Origin of the sequence: Cellulomonas fimi ATCC 484 (genome assembly GCF_000212695.1) — a bacterium.
Lineage (GTDB): Bacteria > Actinomycetota > Actinomycetes > Actinomycetales > Cellulomonadaceae > Cellulomonas > Cellulomonas fimi.
This window is the reverse complement of record NC_015514.1, coordinates 176,174-193,744: the sequence shown is the minus strand read 5'-3', so window position 1 is coordinate 193,744 and position 17,571 is coordinate 176,174. Positions and strand designations below refer to the sequence as shown.

At 73.3% G+C, this 17,571-nt stretch carries 16 protein-coding genes and 1 pseudogene; 14 read left to right on the top strand and 3 right to left on the bottom strand.

Annotation, left to right across the window (positions count from 1 at the left end):
* The first annotated feature begins 86 nt into the window (after positions 1-86).
* The 4 genes from CELF_RS00870 to CELF_RS00855 all read left to right on the top strand — a co-directional run bounded on the left by CELF_RS00870 (position 87) and on the right by CELF_RS00855 (position 3,484).
* Positions 87-749, top strand: coding sequence for a hypothetical protein (locus tag CELF_RS00870; RefSeq protein WP_013769351.1), 663 nt, complete (start codon positions 87-89; stop codon positions 747-749).
* Positions 750-826: 77 nt separating this feature from the next.
* Positions 827-1,285: a hypothetical protein gene (locus tag CELF_RS00865; protein ID WP_013769350.1), complete on the top strand. Its 459-nt coding sequence runs from the start codon at positions 827-829 to the stop codon at positions 1,283-1,285.
* A gap of 497 nt (positions 1,286-1,782) precedes the next feature.
* Entirely contained in the window at positions 1,783-2,178 is a 396-nt protein-coding gene (locus CELF_RS00860) for a hypothetical protein (RefSeq protein ID WP_126297630.1), read from the top strand.
* Between the two features lie 535 nt (positions 2,179-2,713).
* On the top strand, positions 2,714-3,484 hold the full coding sequence (locus CELF_RS00855; protein ID WP_041553294.1) for an RHS repeat-associated core domain-containing protein: 771 nt from the start codon (positions 2,714-2,716) through the stop codon (positions 3,482-3,484).
* 7 nt (positions 3,485-3,491) lie between these two features.
* On the opposite strand, the gene CELF_RS00850 is transcribed toward CELF_RS00855, so the two are convergent.
* The 3 genes and pseudogenes from CELF_RS00850 to CELF_RS21325 all read right to left on the bottom strand — a co-directional run bounded on the left by CELF_RS00850 (position 3,492) and on the right by CELF_RS21325 (position 6,159).
* Positions 3,492-4,654 (bottom strand): IS3 family transposase gene (locus CELF_RS00850; protein WP_232014282.1). Its coding sequence is split into 2 segments (ribosomal slippage): positions 3,492-4,393 and positions 4,393-4,654, totalling 1,164 coding nucleotides; the frame shifts between segments, so codons are not numbered across the junction.
* A 48-nt stretch (positions 4,655-4,702) separates the two neighbouring features.
* Positions 4,703-5,581 (bottom strand): annotated as a pseudogene (locus CELF_RS00840) (IS481 family transposase); the annotation flags it as partial.
* A gap of 125 nt (positions 5,582-5,706) precedes the next feature.
* A complete protein-coding gene (locus CELF_RS21325) occupies positions 5,707-6,159 on the bottom strand; it encodes a DUF4913 domain-containing protein (protein WP_083835662.1) in 453 nt (150 codons plus the stop codon).
* Here CELF_RS21325 and CELF_RS00835 point away from each other — a divergent pair.
* Genes CELF_RS00835 through CELF_RS00795 form a run of 10 tightly spaced genes read left to right on the top strand, consistent with a single transcriptional unit; the run spans position 6,158 to position 17,563 of the window.
* Positions 6,158-7,729, top strand: coding sequence for a phage tail sheath family protein (locus CELF_RS00835; protein ID WP_013769345.1), 1,572 nt, complete (start codon positions 6,158-6,160; stop codon positions 7,727-7,729). The genes CELF_RS21325 and CELF_RS00835 overlap by 2 nt on opposite strands.
* Positions 7,730-7,758: 29 nt before the next feature.
* On the top strand, positions 7,759-8,208 hold the full coding sequence (locus CELF_RS00830) for a phage tail protein (RefSeq protein ID WP_013769344.1): 450 nt from the start codon (positions 7,759-7,761) through the stop codon (positions 8,206-8,208).
* Positions 8,208-8,669 carry a hypothetical protein gene (locus CELF_RS00825; protein WP_013769343.1) on the top strand — a complete coding sequence of 154 codons (462 nt, stop codon included), beginning with the start codon at positions 8,208-8,210 and terminating at the stop codon, positions 8,667-8,669. The genes CELF_RS00830 and CELF_RS00825 overlap by 1 nt, the downstream gene beginning before the upstream one ends.
* A complete protein-coding gene (locus tag CELF_RS20580) occupies positions 8,666-8,824 on the top strand; it encodes a DUF6760 family protein (RefSeq protein WP_013769342.1) in 159 nt (52 codons plus the stop codon). Before CELF_RS00825 ends, CELF_RS20580 begins: the two co-directional genes overlap by 4 nt.
* 1 nt (position 8,825) lies before the next feature.
* The gene (locus CELF_RS00820; RefSeq protein WP_013769341.1) at positions 8,826-11,972 is read left to right on the top strand and encodes a hypothetical protein; all 3,147 of its coding nucleotides are present in this window, start codon (positions 8,826-8,828) and stop codon (positions 11,970-11,972) included.
* Between the two features lie 43 nt (positions 11,973-12,015).
* The gene (locus CELF_RS00815; protein ID WP_049791410.1) at positions 12,016-12,471 is read left to right on the top strand and encodes a phage tail protein; all 456 of its coding nucleotides are present in this window, start codon (positions 12,016-12,018) and stop codon (positions 12,469-12,471) included.
* A 1-nt stretch (position 12,472) separates the two neighbouring features.
* Positions 12,473-13,300, top strand: coding sequence for a CIS tube protein (locus CELF_RS00810; RefSeq protein WP_013769339.1), 828 nt, complete (start codon positions 12,473-12,475; stop codon positions 13,298-13,300).
* Positions 13,287-15,155, top strand: coding sequence for a VgrG-related protein (locus CELF_RS00805; protein WP_013769338.1), 1,869 nt, complete (start codon positions 13,287-13,289; stop codon positions 15,153-15,155). The genes CELF_RS00810 and CELF_RS00805 overlap by 14 nt, the downstream gene beginning before the upstream one ends.
* 13 nt (positions 15,156-15,168) lie before the next feature.
* Entirely contained in the window at positions 15,169-15,618 is a 450-nt protein-coding gene (locus tag CELF_RS00800; protein ID WP_013769337.1) for a GPW/gp25 family protein, read from the top strand.
* Position 15,619: 1 nt separating this feature from the next.
* Complete coding sequence (locus tag CELF_RS00795) at positions 15,620-17,563, top strand: putative baseplate assembly protein (protein ID WP_013769336.1); 1,944 nt, start codon at positions 15,620-15,622, stop codon at positions 17,561-17,563.
* Positions 17,564-17,571 lie beyond the last annotated feature (8 nt).

The following is a 17,571-nucleotide window of genomic DNA, read 5'->3' as shown; positions in this document are numbered from 1 at the left end:
GGGCCCACGCGCCCCGCCTCGCCCGTGTCACCGCGCGTCCCACCGTCTTTACCTGAGTCGGACGTCACCCCGAGTTCAATGTCCCTATGACCGCGCACGATGTCGCCCGCGCCCTGCCGCAGATCTCGCTGCTTCGTGACCGGTGTCGCGTGTTGGCGACCCTGGACGCTGTGATGAGCCCGGAGTGGGACGGGCGGTACTTCTCGTTCGACTCACACTGGGCGCCGGATGAGGACATGGCGTCCATGCGTAACGGGTCGGGCGACGAGTGGTCGATCGTCTTTGCCTCAGCCGGGGTGTTCGTCCGCGGGTTCGACCACGAATCGGACATGAGCCCGTACGTCAACAACGGGAGGTTGTGGCCCGGACTCGTCGAGAGCGTGCCGGCGGTCTTCGCCGACCATGTCACGGAGCCGGCGTTCAGTGACGGCGCGACCTTGCTGGCCACGGTATGCCTGTGGCGCCAGACCGAGGACGACGGCTGGCACGCCGGGGACATCGCCTTTCCCTCCGGCGACGATCCTGACGGGGCGAACTGGCTCTTCGCGATGCTGGTGGACTATTCCCCCGAGGCCTACGAGCGCTTCGTCGAGGACTACTACGAGTCGCAGGTCGACTCGAGCGCGGTCCGCGCGGTCTTCGCGCTCGAACCTCTGACGCAGGAGCTCGTGCAGCGCCTCAACCCCGAGACCGACATGGCGGCGTTGGCGGACGACCTTGACCAGATCGGGTACCGCCGGTGCGGCTAGGGCGCGTCTCCCAACCTGAAGGCTTGGGAGCCGGACGATTGAAGGGTGAGTCACTCGATTAAGGGAGTGCGCTAGGCATGAGCACGTCGATCCCGGAGGGCTCGACGTTCCTCCTCCCTCGACCTGGTCGCCCTGACGGCTTCGCGGTTGTCGCTCGACGAGTGCCGAGAGGTCGAATCGTCGCGGTCTACCTGTTCAGTCAAGCGCCTGACGGAGCAGAACCGGGGCACCCGTTCACCCTGCCCGAGCCTGGCCGCGCCGACGCGAGAGCCAAGCTGGTCGACTATGCGCTGCGTGACGGCACCTGGACCGCACTGGGCGTGCACCCGCAGTTCGTTCGTGACCAGTGGCCGTTCGCGGAGGTCGTTCACTACGAACGCGGGCGCGTCACGGTCCTGAGCGTCGACGACCGGAATCCCACCAGAGTGGTAACCGAACGACCCGGGTCCCTCGACGACCTCCAGCTCCTGCCCTCGCTCAACCTGTTGATACCAGAGGACACCGAGCGACTCCTTGACAAGGCGCCACGGGACTAGGGCCGCAGACCGCGCCGCAACAGCTCGGCCTCAGCCGACTGCAACTTCGCGCGCCACATCCGGCCCGCCTTCGGATTCCGACCCGTACCTGGAGCAACAGCGTCCGCGGCGTTCGCCCGAGCCATGCGCACGCGATCTCGCACGCCGTCGTCAGAAAGGCCGGGCAAGTCGTCTTCCCACTTGTCGATCAGTCGGCTCCGCGACATACCCACACTCGCCCTCGTGGATCCCACATCAACCGCGCTTCTTCGCCGGAAGCGCGTGCACACCCGAACTGTCCCGGCGAGCACGATCGGAACCGCAACTCGCGCCAGCCCGGCACACTGCCGTCCAGGCGCGACGGGCGCCGTGGTGCGTTGACCGGTTGAGACTGCCATCGTACTGAATGATTGCGCCCCCTTGTTGGAGTGCGCATGCTGGAGGAAGCAATGCAGGCTAAAAACGATCGGGTGACCCTACGGTCGCCCTGGCGTTGGCTTGTCTGGACACTCGGACTCGTGGCTTTCGTCACCGGTGCAGCGTCATCGCTCGATCCCGGAGCGGAACTCAGCACGATCCTCGTGACGACTGCCCTCATGGGCCTGCCAGGGCTGTACCTGCTTCTTCGCTGCCCCTTCGTTCGGGTCGTCGTCGATCACGTAGGCGTCCATTACTACGGGTACGTCAGCCAGCGGCACCGGCTGTGGTCGCAGATCGAAGCCACTCGAGTCGTGACTGCTGGGGGCATGATCGCGGAGTCGTATGTGCCCTCGCTCGTCCTCACGGGAAGGGACGACGAGGAGCCGCTGACGGCGTTAGCCGGGTACACCACGGATGACCGGCTCGAGAAGTCACGCATGGGCCGCCAGGAACGAGTGATCGCAAAGCGCCTGAGGCTCGCCCGGTCGCTGTGAGCGAGTCGACCGACAGGGTGCCCATGAGGCGCCGTTGGGCATCGGTCGCGGGTGACATCGTCCCGACCTGGGGCCCGGACGGGCAGCTGGAGTCCCAGACCCTGCCCGGCGGCGTCACGCTCACCATCGGTTACGACACCGCCCGTGTCCCGGTCGCCCGCACCTACACCCGCACCTCCGACGGCGAGACGATCGCAGCGGACTCGGTGGTGGAGAACCACCGCGGGCAGTGGATCACCCACACCACCACCGACGTCGGGAGCCAGGACTACACCTACGACCGGCTCGGGCGCCTGACCGCCGTCGACGACACCTCCACCACGACGGGCGCGTGCACGAGCCGGCTGTACGGGTTCGACACCCACACCAACCGCACGTCGTTCACCACCGCCACCGGGGCGGCGAACGGCCCGTGCCCCGGCATGACCGGTGCGAGCGTGACCACCTCGACCTACGACTCCGCCGACCGGCTCGTCACGACCAGCGGCAGCAACGGCTCGGCGTGGGCCTACGACCCGCTGGGCGGATCACCGCCATGCCCACCGCCGACAGCACCGCCGTGGCGACCACCGGGTACCACGTCAACGACCTGGTCGCCGCCCAGGAAGTCCCCGAGGTCGAGCGCACGACCTGGACCCTCGACCCGCTGCAGCGGTTCCACGAGCAGGACACCTTCGCCTGGGTCAACGGTGCCTGGGCGAACTCCACCGAGTCGCTCAACCACTACGACGGCGACGGAGACGAACCGTCCTGGATCGCCGAGGACCTCACCCAGCCCGACAAGGTCTCCCGCTACGTCGAAGGCGCCGACGGCAACATCGCCGTCCAGACCGCCAAGACCGGTGGCCGCGTCCTGCAGCTCGTCGACCTGCACGGCGACATCACCGCCACCCTCCCCATCCCCGACGACCAACCGAACGCCGACTACACCACCCTGACCCGCACCGCGTTCGACGAGTTCGGCGTCCCCCAACCCCTGACCTCCGGCGCCACTTCGAACGCACCCCCGGCCCGATACGGGTGGCTCGGTGCCGCACAACGCTCCGCCGACACCCCCACCGGCACCATCCTCATGGGCGTCCGCCTCTACACCCCCACCCTGGGCCGCTTCCTGCAAGTCGACCCCGTCCCCGGCGGCTCCGCCAACGCCTATGACTACTGCAACGCCGACCCCATCAACTGCACCGACCTAGGCGGCACCTTCTCGTGGAGAGGCCTGGTCAAGGCCGCCGCGGTTGTCGGCGAGATCGCGTCCTGGATACCAGGCCCGATTGGGACTGCTGCAGGGTCGGTTGACACGGCGTGAGTGGTGATCATGCCGCAAGGGCGGCGTTCTGGGCGGTGAAGGCGAGCTCGAACTCGACCGGGGTGAGCTTGCCGAGGGCGCGCTGGCGTCGACGGCGGTTGTAGGTCCGTTCGATCCAGAAGACGATCGCGTCGTGCAGGTCGTCGCGGGTGGCCCAGCGGCGACGGTTCAGGACGTTCTTCTGCAGCAGCGCGTTCCATGACTCCATCGCCGCGTTGTCCCCGGCGGAGGCGACGCGACCCATCGATCCCTGCAGACCTGCGGCGGCCAGGACCGCCCGGAAGCTCCGCGCTCGAAATTGCGCGCCGCGGTCCGAGTGGACCACCACGACGCCGCTCGGGGCACGTCTGGCGACGGCGGTGCGCAGCGCGGTGACGGCGAGCTGGGCGGTCATCCGTTCGTCGATCGCGTAGCCGACGATCCGGTTGCTGAACAGGTCCTTGATCGCGCAGCAGTAGACCTTGCCCTCGGCGGTGGGGTGCTCGGTGATGTCGGTGACCCACACCTGGTCCGGGCCGGCGGCGGTGAAGTCCCGACGGACGTGGTCGTCGTGGACCGCTGGCCCGGGGGACTTCCCGGCGCCGCGGCGCCCCTTGCGGACGGTGGTTGACCACAGCCGCTGCTGGGAGCACAGCCGCCAGACCCTGCGTTCGCCGACGCCGTGGCCGGCGCGCTCGAGCTCGTCGGCCAGGAAGCGGTAGCCGAACTCCGGGTCGTCGCCATGGGCGTCGATCAGGGCGTTGGTCAGGCAGGCGTCCTCGAGTTCGCGCTGGCCGACCGGCTCGGCGAGCCAGGCGTAGTACGCCTGCCTCGAGTGGCCGAGCACCCCGCAGGTCAACCGCACCGGGATGCCCTCGGCGGCCAGGTCACGGACCAGCGGGTAGCTCATTTTGGGAGCGAACCGGCGGCGAAGTAGGCCGCCGCGCGCCGCAGGATCTCGTTCTCCTGCTCCAGCCGGCGCTTCTCGCGGCGCAGCTGGACCAGCTCGTTCTGCTCGCTGGTGGTCTTGCCGTCCACGACGCCGTCGTCGATGTCGGCCTGGCGCACCCAGCGCCGCACCGACTCGATCGAGATGTCGAAGTCGGCGGCGACCTCGGCGTGCGTCAGATCGCCGCGGCGGGCGACCCGCACGACGTCACGCTTGAACTCGGGCGGGAACTTCTTGGGCACAGCGACATCCTTCCAGCGGGACCTCGTCCCACAGATGGAGTGTCAACCAGCCCTGCAGCAGTCCCGTTCGTCGTTGGTGGTGAAGACCTGCCGGTAGGCCCACTCAGTCTGCAGAGTGCGGTTCAGTCGCTCGACCTTGCCGTTCTGCCAGGGGCAGTGCGGGCGGATGAAGACCTGCTTCGCGCCGAGGTCGGCGGCGACGTCGCGCAGTGACCAGCGGTGGGCCCAGGCGTTGTCGGTCATGATCCGCTCGATCCAGGTGATGCCGCGAGCGGCGAAGTAGGCCGCGGCGCGCGTCACGAACCCCGCGCAGGTGGCGCCTTTCTCGTCCGCGAGGATCTCGGAGTAGGCGAGCCGGGAATGGTCGTCGACCATGGAATGGACGTAGTCGAAGCCGATGGGGTCGTCCCGGTGCCGGTCGGCGACGTCGCGGCCCAGGGCGCGCCAGCCGCCGCCGTCGGGGATGCGCCCGAGCTTCTTGACGTCGACGTGGACCAGCTCGCCGGGCCGGTCGCGTTCGTAGCGGACCGCGGTGGCCTTGCTGGCCCGGACGACCTGGCCGGTCAGCGGGTCCAGGTCGCGCAGCAACGGCATCCCGCGCCGGCGCAGCACCCTGGTGATCGTGCGCGCCGGGACACCCAGGGCCGCGCCCAGCACGTCCGGCCCTGACCGGTCACGTGCTCGCGCCGCGCAGATCGCGTCCTCCAGGGCGGCCGGTGTCCTGCTCGGGCTCGTCCGCGGCCGTGACGACCTGTCCACGAGACCGTCGGCCCCCTCGGCGCGCCAGCGCCGGACCCATCGGTAACCGGTCTGGCGGGCGATCCCGAGCTCGTGGGCGACGTGAGCGACCGGTCGACCCTGATGCACGACGCGGTCGATCAGCAGCTGGCGGCCACGCAGATTCAGTCGGGCGTTAGCGTGAGGCACGAGAACCTCCGGGTGGGTGTGGGCCTTCGACAAGCCACAGCCCAACCGGAGGTTCTCCTGTCGTCAACGGCCCCCGACGTCACCAACGTCCCGGCCGAGTACAGCTAGTCGGCGGCGAGCTGATCTCACGCGGCCGCGACTGCGCCGCCCACTCCAAGTGGCACGGCCGGTGGCGGCCACGACACGTACCCACCGAAGGGCTTACGCGCGTCAGCGGACCTTCGCGAACACTCATGCTGGCGGTAGGACGTGGGGCAGCGGTTCGCCGCGCCCGCAGGTGTTCGCCTCGCCTCCGGTGGCGCGGGGAACGGGCCGTCGGGATCCATGAGGACGACCATGTGATGGTCGGCGTGGTCACGCCACCACTCGCTCACGCCGGGGCGGGGGTTGTGGCGCGGGTGTTCCGAGGCTCGTGACAGTGCCTCCAGGCGGACCACAGACGTCGTCGTCCCGACCGGGGCATCGCGGCCCGATCGGGCAACACCTGTTCCCTTCCGAGCGTCCGGGCGGACGGGACCGTCGGCGGGTCCCGTCCCAGGCTGGGGGTCACGACTCCCTGTGCCCGAAGGAGGGGACATGCCGACCTACCTGTCGCCCGGCGTCTACGTCGAGGAGGTGGAGGCGGGCACCCGGCCCATCGAGGGGGTCGGGACGTCCGTCGCCGCCTTCGTCGGCATGGCGGCCAAGGGCCCGTTCAACACGCCGACGCTCGTCTCGAACTGGACGCAGTACGCGGAGACGTTCGGTGACTTCCTGCCCGGCTCGTACCTCGCGCACTCGGTGTACGGGTACTTCCTCAACGGCGGCTCGAACGCGTACGTCGTGCGCATCGGCACCGATGGTGCGGCGGACGACGCGGCGAACCAGCCGCGCACGGCCGCGTCGCCGAAGGCGCTCCCCGCGGTGCCGCAGGCGGTGCTGGGCGCGTACCGGATCTCGGCCGGCGAGCGGGCTCCGAAGACGAAGAAGCTGAGCGTCGAGGTCGCGGAGGCGGGCGGCGAGAACGCGCCCGACGACCAGTTCAAGCTCGTCGTCCTGCTCGACGGCAAGGCTGCGGAGACGTACGACAACGTCACGACCAAGCGCGGCGACGACAACGTCGCGACCAAGGTCAACCAGCAGTCCAAGCTCATCACGATCGAGGAGCTCGCGAGCGGCAGCGCGCTCGTCAAGCCCGACAAGGGCGTCGCGGACCTCATCGAGCCGGAGCCCGAGCCGGAGCCGCCCGCGACGGGCGACCTGGGAGCGGACGACTACATCGGCGACGCCGCGGACCGCACGGGCTTCTCGGGGCTCGAGGCGATCGACGAGGTGACGATCGTCGCGGTGCCGGACCTCGTGGCCGCGCTGGAGCAGGGGGCGATCGACCTGGAGACGTTCCAGGCGGTGCAGCTCGCGATGATCGCGCACTGCGAGCTCATGGGCGACCGCATGGCGATCCTCGACCCGCCGCCCGGGCTCGGCCCGCAGCAGATCAAGGACTGGCGCGTCGACCAGGCCGGGTACGACTCGAAGTACGCGGCGCTGTACTGGCCGTACGTGAAGGTGTTCGACCCGGCGTCCGGCACCAACCGGTTCGTGCCGCCGAGCGGTCACGTCGCCGGCATCTGGGCGCGCAACGACGACACCCGCGGCGTGCACAAGGCGCCCGCGAACGAGGTCATCCGCGGCGCGATCACGCTGGCCACGCAGATCACGCGCGCCGAGCACAACCTGCTCAACCCGGTCGGCGTCAACGCGATCCGCACGTTCCCCGGCCGCGGCGTGCGCGTCTGGGGCGCGCGCACCCTGTCGTCCGACCCGGCGTGGCGGTACGTCAACGTGCGGCGGCTCTTCAACTACCTGGAGGAGTCGATCCTCGTCGGCACCCAGTGGGTCGTGTTCGAGCCGAACGACGACGCCCTGTGGGCGCGGATCCGGCGCACCATCGCGTCGTTCCTCGTCAACGAGTGGCGCAAGGGCGCCCTGTTCGGGCTCAGCCCCGAGGAGGCCTTCTTCGTCCAGTGCGACCGGGAGACCAACCCCGCCGAGGCCATCGACGCCGGGCAGGTCACGTGCCGCATCGGGATCGCACCGGTCAAGCCGGCCGAGTTCGTGATCTTCCAGCTCTCGCAGTTCTCCGGCGGCACGAGCCTCGTCGCCGAGTGACCGGACGACCCGTAAAGGAACGGTGACCCATGGCGCTCCCCGACACCTTCGACCTCGCCACCGCGTACGCGTTCTCCGTGAAGATCGACGGGATCCAGGTCCCGCACGTCATGGAGGTCAGCGGCCTGAAGGCCGAGGTCGACAAGGTGACCTACCAGCAGCAGGGCGCGGACGGGAAGTTCGTCACCCGGCAGATGATGGGCCGGCAGAAGGCCGGCGAGTTCAAGGTCAAGCGCGGCCTCACGGACTCGACGACCGTCACGGACTGGCTCAAGGCGGTCTTCGAGGGCAAGCTCGCCGACGCCCGCAAGACGGCCGAGGTCGCGATCTACACGTCCGACAACCAGCTGCTCAAGCGGATGAACTTCCGCAACGTGTGGGTCAAGGACGTCGAGCTCGGCGGAACCCTCAAGGCCGGGTCCACCGAGCCGCTGACCGAGACGTTCACGGTGTGCTGGGACGAGATGGAGTTCGCGTGATGCGACGCTCCCTGCCGGTCCCTCTGGACGAGCCCGAGGTCGACGACGCGCCCGACGGTGCGTCGCCGGCCCGGGCCGCCCGGCGGGACACGCTGCGCACCGAGTTCGACTTCCAGCTGCCCCGCGGGTACCTGGACGGCGACGGCGTGCTGCACCGGCACGGCACGATGCGGCTCGCGACGGCGCGCGACGAGCTGCTGCCCCTGTACGACGCGCGCGTGCAGGAGAACCCCGCCTACACGACGGTCGTGCTGCTGAGCCGCGTCATCACGTCGCTCGGCACCCTCGGCGCCGTGACGCAGAGCGTCGTCGAGAACATGTTCGCGTCCGACGTCGCGTTCCTGCAGGACCTGTACCGGCGCATCAACGCCGAGGGCCACACGCGCGCCGCCGTGGCGTGCCCCGCGTGCCAGCACCGGTTCGACGTCGACGTCTCCGGCGGGCGCCTGGGGGAATCGTGACGTACGCGCCGGCCCGCATCCGCGAGGAGGTCGCGTACGTCGCCTACCACTTCCACTGGTCGCACGACGAGATCCTCGACCTGGAGCACCCGCAGCGGCTCGCGTACGTCCAGGAGATCGCGGCGATCAACCGCCGCATGAGCGAGGAGCGCTGACGTGCGCTGGCCGTGGCAGCGGGACCGGGGCGTCCCGCCGGTCGCCGACCCCGCACCGCGGGCCGACGCCGCCGCACGGCACGACGCCGCACCGCGCGCCGTCGTGCAGCGGGCTGCCGGCCCCGCGGGTGCCGACCCCGCGGGTGCCGCCGCTCCCGGAGCACCCGCCGAGTCGACCGCCGGGTGGGCGTTCCTGCCGCCGCTGCAGCGCGTCGTGCAGCCGGTCGCGCTGACGAGCCGCCCCGTCGCGTTCCTGGCCGACCTGCCGACGCGGGCGCCCGTGCGGTTCACCGGGGCGATGTCGCACGTCGTCGACGCGCGCGCCCCGTCCGGCCTCGTGGACCCCGACCCCGGCGGCCCGCCCGTGCAGCGCAGCGTCGACCTCGACCTGCCGCTCCTGCCGCCCGCGCCGCGCGCCGACGCGCCCGTGCAGCGCCGCGCGACCGGCGGACTCGTCGGGCTCGACGCGCCACCCGCGGGTGTGCCCCGGCTCCGTGCGGTGCCCGTCGAGCCGCCCGTGCCGCCCGTGCGGCCCACCCCGCCGTCCGACGCGCCCCTGCCGGCGGCGACGGTGCCGACGACCGATGGCCTTCCCGACGCCTCGGGGTGGACCGCCGACGGCTGGGCCGCCCCCGACCTCGCGTCGGACGCCGGCGGCTCCGGTGCGACGACGGTCGCGGTCGCATCGCTCCCGGTGCCGCCGACCGCCGGGGCGCCCGTCGTGCAGCGGCGCGTGGGGCTCGGCGCTCCCCTCCCGACCGGGCAGCGGACCGCCGACGTGCGCCAGTCGCCGCCCGACGCCGCCGCACGGACCGGCGCTGCCGTCACCCCCGAGCCACCGCGTCTCGCCGCCGGTGCGCCGCTCGACGTCGTGCGGGGCGCGGACCCCGACGCTCCCGTGCAGCGCGTCGTCGGACCCGCCTCGTCCGCGGCACCGCCGGCGGGCTCCCCCGCCCGGCCGACGAGCGTGCAGCGTGCGGTGGCGCCCTCGTCCGGCGCCCCTGCCGCCGCGGGTCAGCACGAGGCTGTCGCCCCGGCCGCTCTCGGGCTCCCGTCCATGCCCGACCTCGTGCTGCCCCCGACCGGGCCGAGCCAGGCTCCCGAGGGCCCGCAGCTCCCCGACGCCGGCGCCACACCGGTCGCGCAGCGGGCGGTGCCGATCGACGCGCCCGCCGCGCCGCGCACCGCACCGGCGGACGCGCCCGTCGTGCAGCGCTCGGCGACGGCGACGCCGTCGTCTGCCGCAGCCCCGACCGCAGCCCCGACCGACCGCACGGGCGACTCCACACCGTCGGCCGCCGGGGACGGGCTGCGCACGACGCCGACGCTCGCGGATGCGACCCCGCTGACGGCACCGCCCGCCCCCGGGACCGACGGCCCGGTCGCAGCGGCGGCGTCGGGCGTGGACCTGCCGCTCGCCGCACCGGCCGTCTCCCAGCCGTCGGGGCCGTCCGACGGGGCTGCCGACCGTGCCGAGCCCGGCCCGTCCGCCCGCGAGCCGCTCGCCGCCCCGGTCCCGGCGCCCGAGGTCGCCGTCGCCCCTGCCCTGAACGGCGGTCCGGTCGTCTCCCGGCTGACGGACGGCGCGCCGGCACCGGCCGCACCTACCGCGCCCGTCCCCCTGGTGCTGCGCGACGGCCCCCTGCTCGGCGGGCCGCGCGTGCCTCTGACGGTCGCCTCGACGGCCTCGCCCGCGGTGCTGCGCGCGCCCGCGGGTGCGGCACGTCCCGCCGTCGCGCTGCAGCGGGCGGTCCCGGACGCGCCCGCGGTCGCGACGTCGCGGTCGCTGCCGAGCACGGTGAGCGCGCGGCCCCTCACGGGCGCCGCGGCGCCTGCCGGCACCTCCTCACCCGGTGGGGCTCCCGCCGTGAGCGTGTCACGGTTGGTGGCCGCTCCCGCGGGCCTCCCGACGGGAGCACCGGTGACGCCGGTACCCGTCGCGGGAGCGGTCGAGGCGGACGCCGTGCCGTCGCTCGACCTCGCGCCCGGTGCGCTGCACGAGGCCCCCGGGTCCGCGGACGCCGTGGCGTCGCCGGACCTGCCCGCACCGGACGCAGCGACGGCAGACGCCCCGGGTACCGACGACGGCACCCCGTCCGTCGCGCTCGACTCCCCGGAGGCCCCGCCCGCCGCGTCGCTCGACGTGGTCCCCCGCACCGCGCCGGTAGAGACCGGCACGCCCGCGGGCGCGAGCGCACCCGCAGTCCCGCTCGCGCACCCGGCCGCGCCGGCCCCGGCGACGCCGCTCGTCGTCTCCCGCACGACCTCCCCGGCACCGGCCACGACCCGCGACGACGCCGCGGGCCCCGCGTCCGCCGTGGCGGGACGCCCGCGTGGAGCGGCCGCGCCGGATCTCGGCGCGGGCGCACCTCCCCTGGTCCTCGCACAACGCACCACCACGGCTCCCTCCACGCCGACCGACCCCGCCGCGGTCCCCGTCGCCCCGCCGCTTCCCGCCGCACCGCTCGCGCTCGCCGCACCGGCCGCGCCGGCCCGGCCGGTCGGGCTCGCAGCACCGGTCGCGTCGGCCCCGCCGGTCGGGCTCGCGCCCCCCGCGCCGCCCGCACCCGTCCAGCTCACGCCCACCCAGCTCACGCCGGCCCAGCCAGCGCCCGTCCCGCTCACCGCGCCCGGCTCCCTCGCCGCGCCGGCCGCACTGCCCGCACCCGTCCAGCGTCTGACCGCACCCACCTGGACGAGCCCGACGGTGCCGACGACGGCACCGGGCACGACTCCCCGCACCGCCGCGCCCGCAGCCGGCCCGCCCCTGCCCCTCCCGCCCCCCGTCCCGTCCCCCGCCGCCGGGCTCGCGCTCGTCCAGCGCAGCACCGCGACCACCGGCCCGGTGAGCGGCGAGTCGGTGGCGTCCGGCGTCGACGGGACCGCCGTCGTGCAGCGCGCCGACGCCGCCGCCACCCCCGCCCTCCCGGCCGAGGCCCCGCCCCCACCGACGACGACGGCCGCGGGAGTCGCGGGCCCCACCGGCGACGCGGCAGGTGTCGCGGGCGCGGGCACGTCGCCGTTCGCCGCCGCCACGCCCGCCGACCTCGACGAGCTCGCGCGCCGGCTCATGACCCCGCTGATGCGCCGCGTGCGCGGCCAGCTCCTCGTCGACCGCGAGCGCCGCGGCACCCGCACGGACCGCTGAGCGGCCCACCCACAGGATCAGGGAAGGAGGCGACGACATGCCGATGAGCACGCCACCGCAGAAGGTGCTCCTGGAGGACACCGCCACGGCCGTCGGGCTGCAGTATGTCGTCACGGTGGACGACCACCAGCTCGGGCGGTTCGCGTCGTGCGAGGGGCTGGGGCTGGAGGTCGTGCTGGAGACGCGCGAGGAGGGCGGCTTCAACACGGGCGTCTGGCAGCTCCCGACGCGGGTCAAGTACCCGAACGTCAAGCTGAGCCGGCCGCTGGGCGCCCAGACGGAGAGCGTCATGCGCTGGCTGTCGACGGTGAGCCAGGGCCTGGTGGCGACGACGGCGAGCATCGAGGCGCGCACGACGGACGGCACGAAGGTCGTCACGTGGACGCTGCGGGGCGTCGTCCCGGTCCGCTGGACGGGCCCGCAGCTCACGTCGGACCAGACGAAGATCGCCACCGAGACGCTCGAGCTCGCGCACCACGGCTTCACGGCGGGGGTGTGACGTGGCCAAGCCCGCGACGGGGATGAACGCGAGCGCCGCGACCGCGGCGCCAGAGGCGGCGGCGACCCTCACGCACGCGAAGCTCGACCTGCACGAGCCGTCGAAGGACGGCGCGCTGGACAAGCCGGGCCCGTTCCTGGAGTCGATCGAGTTCCAGTTCAACCCCAAGGAGCTGACGCTCGCGAAGTCGGCCAAGTGGACGCGCCCGACGACGAAGGGCAGCACCCGGTCGAGCCCGCCGCAGTACCAGGGGCCGCAGCCGTCGAAGCTGACGCTGGAGATGTTCCTCGACGAGTCGGTGTTCTTCGACCCGGCGAAGAAGCAGGACGGCACGGTCGCGAAGACGGTCGAGAAGCTGTTCCGGTGCTGCGTGCCGACGGACGCGTCGCACGGGCAGAAGAAGGACTCGCCGCCGTGGGTCAAGTTCTCCTGGGGCGGCCTGACGGGCTTCCTCGCGTACATCGAGTCGGTGCAGGTGAAGTACACGCTGTTCACGCCGGCGGGGCTCCCGGTGCGGGCGGTGTGCACGGTCACGCTCCAGGAGCTCGCGGGCGAGCCGCCGGGGACGAACCCCACGTCGGGCGGGCGGGTGCCGCACCGCGAGCACGTCGTCGTGCAGGGCGACACGCTGCCGGGCATCGCGTACGCGGAGTACGGCGACGCGTCGATGTGGCGCGCGGTCGCCGACGTGAACGGCGTCGACGACCCCGCGCGGCTGCGGCCGGGCCGGCGGCTGCTGCTCCCGACCGCGGACGAGCTGCAGCGGGTGGAGCCCTCGCGGCCGGTCGCGGGCGGGGCACGACGGGAGGTGGCCGGTGCCGTTCGGTGAGGAGCACAGCGCGACGCTGCTGGTCGAGGTCGACGGGACGCCGCTGCCCGCGGACGTCGCGCCGCTGCTCGTGTCGGGGTACGTCGACAGCGCGCGCAGCGTGCCGGACGTGTTCGTGCTGCGGTTCAGCGACGAGCACGGCACGGTCCTCGCGAAGGGGAAGTTCACCATCGGCGCCAAGGTGAAGCTCCAGGTGCAGGCCAGCGGCCCGGGCGGCCCGAAGCCGCTGCTGGAGGCGGAGGTCACGGCCGTCGAGGCGGAGGTCGACGCGGAGGGCGTGCACACGACCGTGCGCGGCTACGACGTGTCGCACCGCCTGTTCCGCGGCCGCCGCGTCGAGGCGTACCGGAAGATGACGGGCGGCGAGATCGCGCGCAAGGTCGCGCAGCGCGCGGGCCTGGCCGTCGGCTCGGTGCCGTCGGGCGGGGCGCAGGTCGAGCACGTCATGCAGGACGACGTGGACGACTGGACGTTCCTCGCGTCGCTCGCGGAGCAGCACGGGTGGGTGCTGCGCGTCGTCGACGGCAAGCTCGACCTGGCGGAGCCGGGGAAGGCCGCGCAGGCGCCGAGCGGCGGCGACGAGGCGCGCAAGAACCCGCTCGTGCTGGAGAAGGGCGTGAACCTGCAGTGGCTGCGGGCCACCGTGACCGCGGCCGGGCAGGTGCCCGAGGTCGAGGTCCGCAGCTGGGACGTGCAGGCGAAGAAGGCGCTCGTCGCGAAGGTGCCCGCCGCGACGGTCAGCGCGCAGCTCGCCGACGCGGACCCTGCGAAGCTCGCGAAGACGTTCCAGGGACCGCTGCTCGTGCAGCCCGCCCCCGGGCTGGAGACGCAGGCCGCGGTGCAGGCGCGCGCGAAGGCTCTCGCGGACCGGCTCGCGGGCGGCTTCGCGGAGCTCGAGGGCGCGGCGCACGGCAACCCGGCCATGAAGGCCGGCGAGGCGGTCGCGGTGCGCGGGCTCGGCAGCCCGTTCGACGGCCGGTACGTGCTCACGGCGGTGCGGCACGACTTCGACGCCGAGCACGGGTACGTCACGTCGTTCACCGTCGCGGGCGCCTCCGAGCGGTCGCTGCTCGGCACCGTGCTCGGCACGTCGGGCGGCGCGTTCTCGTCCGGCGGCGGGCCCACGGGCCGCACCCCGACCCTGGGCGTCCTCACGGCGATCGTCACCGACGCGAAGGACCCGCTGGGTCTCGGCCGCGTGCGGCTGCAGTTCCCCGTGCACTCCGACCAGTACGAGAGCGGGTGGGCGCGCGTCGTGCAGCTCGGCGCGGGTGCGTCGCGCGGCACAGGGCTGCTGCCGGAGGTCGGCGACGAGGTGCTCGTCGCGTTCTCCGAGGGCGACCTGGGCCAGCCGTACGTCCTGGGCGGGCTCTACAACGGCAAGGACAAGCCCGAGCCGGACCAGGTCGGCGGCACCGACGGCAAGATCCAGCGGCGTGTCTTCGTCAGCCGCACGGGGATGCGCGTCGAGCACCTGGAGAAGCCGGGCGGTGAGGAGCTCGTGCTGTCGACCAACGGCGGCGCGCAGAAGATCCGCCTCGTGCAGAAGCCCGACGCGTCGATCGAGATCGTCTCCGAGGGTCCGGTGACCGTGACGGCGAAGAAGGAGGTGCAGGTCACCGCGCAGAAGGACGTGTCGGTGACGACCCAGACCGGCGCGGTGACGGTCAAGGGCGCGGACGTCACGCTCGAGGGGTCGAAGTCGGTCGTCGTGAAGAGCCCGAAGCTCACGCTCGAGGGCACCGCGACCACCGAGGTCAAGGGCGCGTCGGTCAAGGTCGCCGCGACCGGCACCGCCGAGCTGTCCGCGAGCGGCGTCACCACGGTCCGCGGCTCGCTCGTGAAGATCAACTGACGGGGGCGGTGACGTGGGCCAGGAGTTCATCGGCGCCGGGTGGGCGTTCCCCGTGCGCACCGACCCGACCGGACGCATCGCGCTGTCCCGCGAGGGCCGCGAGATCGAGGAGAGCATCCGGCTGATCCTCGCGACCGCCCCCGGCGAACGCCCCATGCGGCCCGAGTTCGGGTGCGCCGTGCACGACTACGTGTTCGCGCCCGCCGACGCGACCACCGCGGGCGCGATCGCCGACGCCGTGCGCGTCGCGCTCGACCGGTGGGAGCCGCGCATCGACCTGCGGGACGTCCTCGTCCGGTACGACGGCGTCGACCGCGGGCTGCTGTACATCGACGTCCAGTACGCGCTGCGCGGCACCAACGACCCGCGCAACCTCGTCTTCCCCTTCTACACGATCCCCGACGAGCGCCCCGGCACCCCGCCCGGCACGGGCGCCTCCGGGCAGACCAGCGCAGGAGGCTGACGTGCTGCCGACCCCGAACCTCGACGACCGCCGGTTCCAGGACCTCGTCGACGACGCGAAGCGCATGGTGCAGCGGCGCTGCCCCGAGTGGACCGACCACAACGTCTCCGACCCGGGCGTCACGCTCATCGAGACGGTCGCGTTCATGGCCGACGAGCTGTTCTACCGGCTCAACCGCGTGCCGGACCGGCTGTACGTCGCGTTCCTCGACCTGCTGGGCGTGCGGCTGCACCCCGCGGGTGCCGCGACCGTCGACCTGACCATGTGGCTGTCCGCCCCGCAGCCCGAGACGGTGCTCGTCCCCGAGGGCACCGAGGCCGCGACCGCGCGCGGCGAGGCCGACGAGCCCGTCGTGTTCGCGACCACCGCACCCCTGCGGGTCCCGCCGCGCCGGCTCGCGCACGTCCTCACGCAGCGCCCCGGCGGGGAGGCCGTGCCGCACGACGAGCAGCTGTCGTTCCGCGAGCCGTTCCCGGTGTTCGCGGACGTCCCGCAGCTCGACGACGTGCTGCTGCTCGGGCTCGACGACTCGGCGCCGTCGTGCGTCGTCGTGCTGCGCTTCGACTCCGACGTGCAGGGCGTCGGCGTCGACCCTCGCCACCCGCCCATCGTGTGGGAGGCCTGGGACGGGCGGGGATGGGTCTCGTGCGACGTCGACAGCGACGGCACGGGCGGCCTCAACCGCCCCGGCGACGTCGTGCTGCACGTGCCGCCGACGCACACCGCGTCCGTGCTGGCCGACCGGCGCGCGGGGTGGCTGCGGTGCCGCGTCGTGCCGCCCGACGCCGACTACACGACGTACTCCGCGTCCCCGACCGTGCGCGAGGCCAGCGCGTTCACCATCGGCGGCACCGTCCCCGCGGTGCACGCCACGACCGTGACCGACGAGGTCGTCGGGCTGTCCGAGGGCACGTACGGGCAGGTGTTCCCGCTCGAGCACCGGCCCGTCGTCGCGGGCCCGGCGCTCACCCTGGAGGTCGCGGCCGGACCCGGCTGGGACACCTGGGAGGAGGTCGAGTCGTTCGCCGGCCACGAGCCCGAGGACCAGGTGTTCGTCGTCGACCGCGCCGCCGGGGAGCTCCAGCTCGCACCCGCGGTCCGCGAGCCCGACGGCACCCTGCGCGCGTACGGCGCGCTGCCGCCCAAGGGCGCACCGCTGCGCGTGCCCCGGTACCGCACGGGCGGCGGGCCCGACGGGAACGTCGCCCCCGGGGCCGTGCAGGTGCTGCGCGGCGCCGTGCCGTTCGTCGACCGCGTGTCCAACCGGCGCGCGGCCGTCGGGGGCGTCGCCGCCGAGACCGTCGACGAGGCGAAGGAGCGCGGCCCGCTCGCGCTTCGCGTCCGCGACCGGGCCGTTACGACCGAGGACTACGAGGAGCTCGCGCGCGCCGCCACCACCGGGGTCGCGCGGGTGCGGTGCGTCGCCGCCGGCGACGGCGCCGACGCGGGGGCCGTGCGCGTCCTCGTCGTGCCGACGGCCGTGCCCGACGCCGCGGGCGTCCTGCGGTTCGAGGACCTCGTCCCGACGCCCGACACGCTCGCGGCCATCGCGACCTACCTCGACGAGCGACGGCCCGTCGGCGCGCGCGTCCTGGTCGAGCCGCCCTTCTACCAGGGGGTCACGGTCGTCGCCCGCCTCTCGCCCCGGCCCCGGGCCGACGTCGCGCTGCTCGCCACCGACGCGGAACGCGCGCTGCACCGCTACTTCGACCCGCTCGTCGGCGGGCCCGACGGCGACGGCTGGCCCTTCGGCAGGCCCGTGCAGGCCGGCGAGGTGTACGCCGTCCTCCAGCAGCTCGCGGGCACCGAGATCGTCGAGGACGTCAAGGTGTTCGCCGCCGACCCCATCACCGGCCGCCGCGGCGAGGCCGTGCAGCGCATCGACATCGACAAGCACGCGCTGGTGTTCTCCTTCCGGCACCAGGTCCGGGTCACGAGGCGCTGACGTGCGCG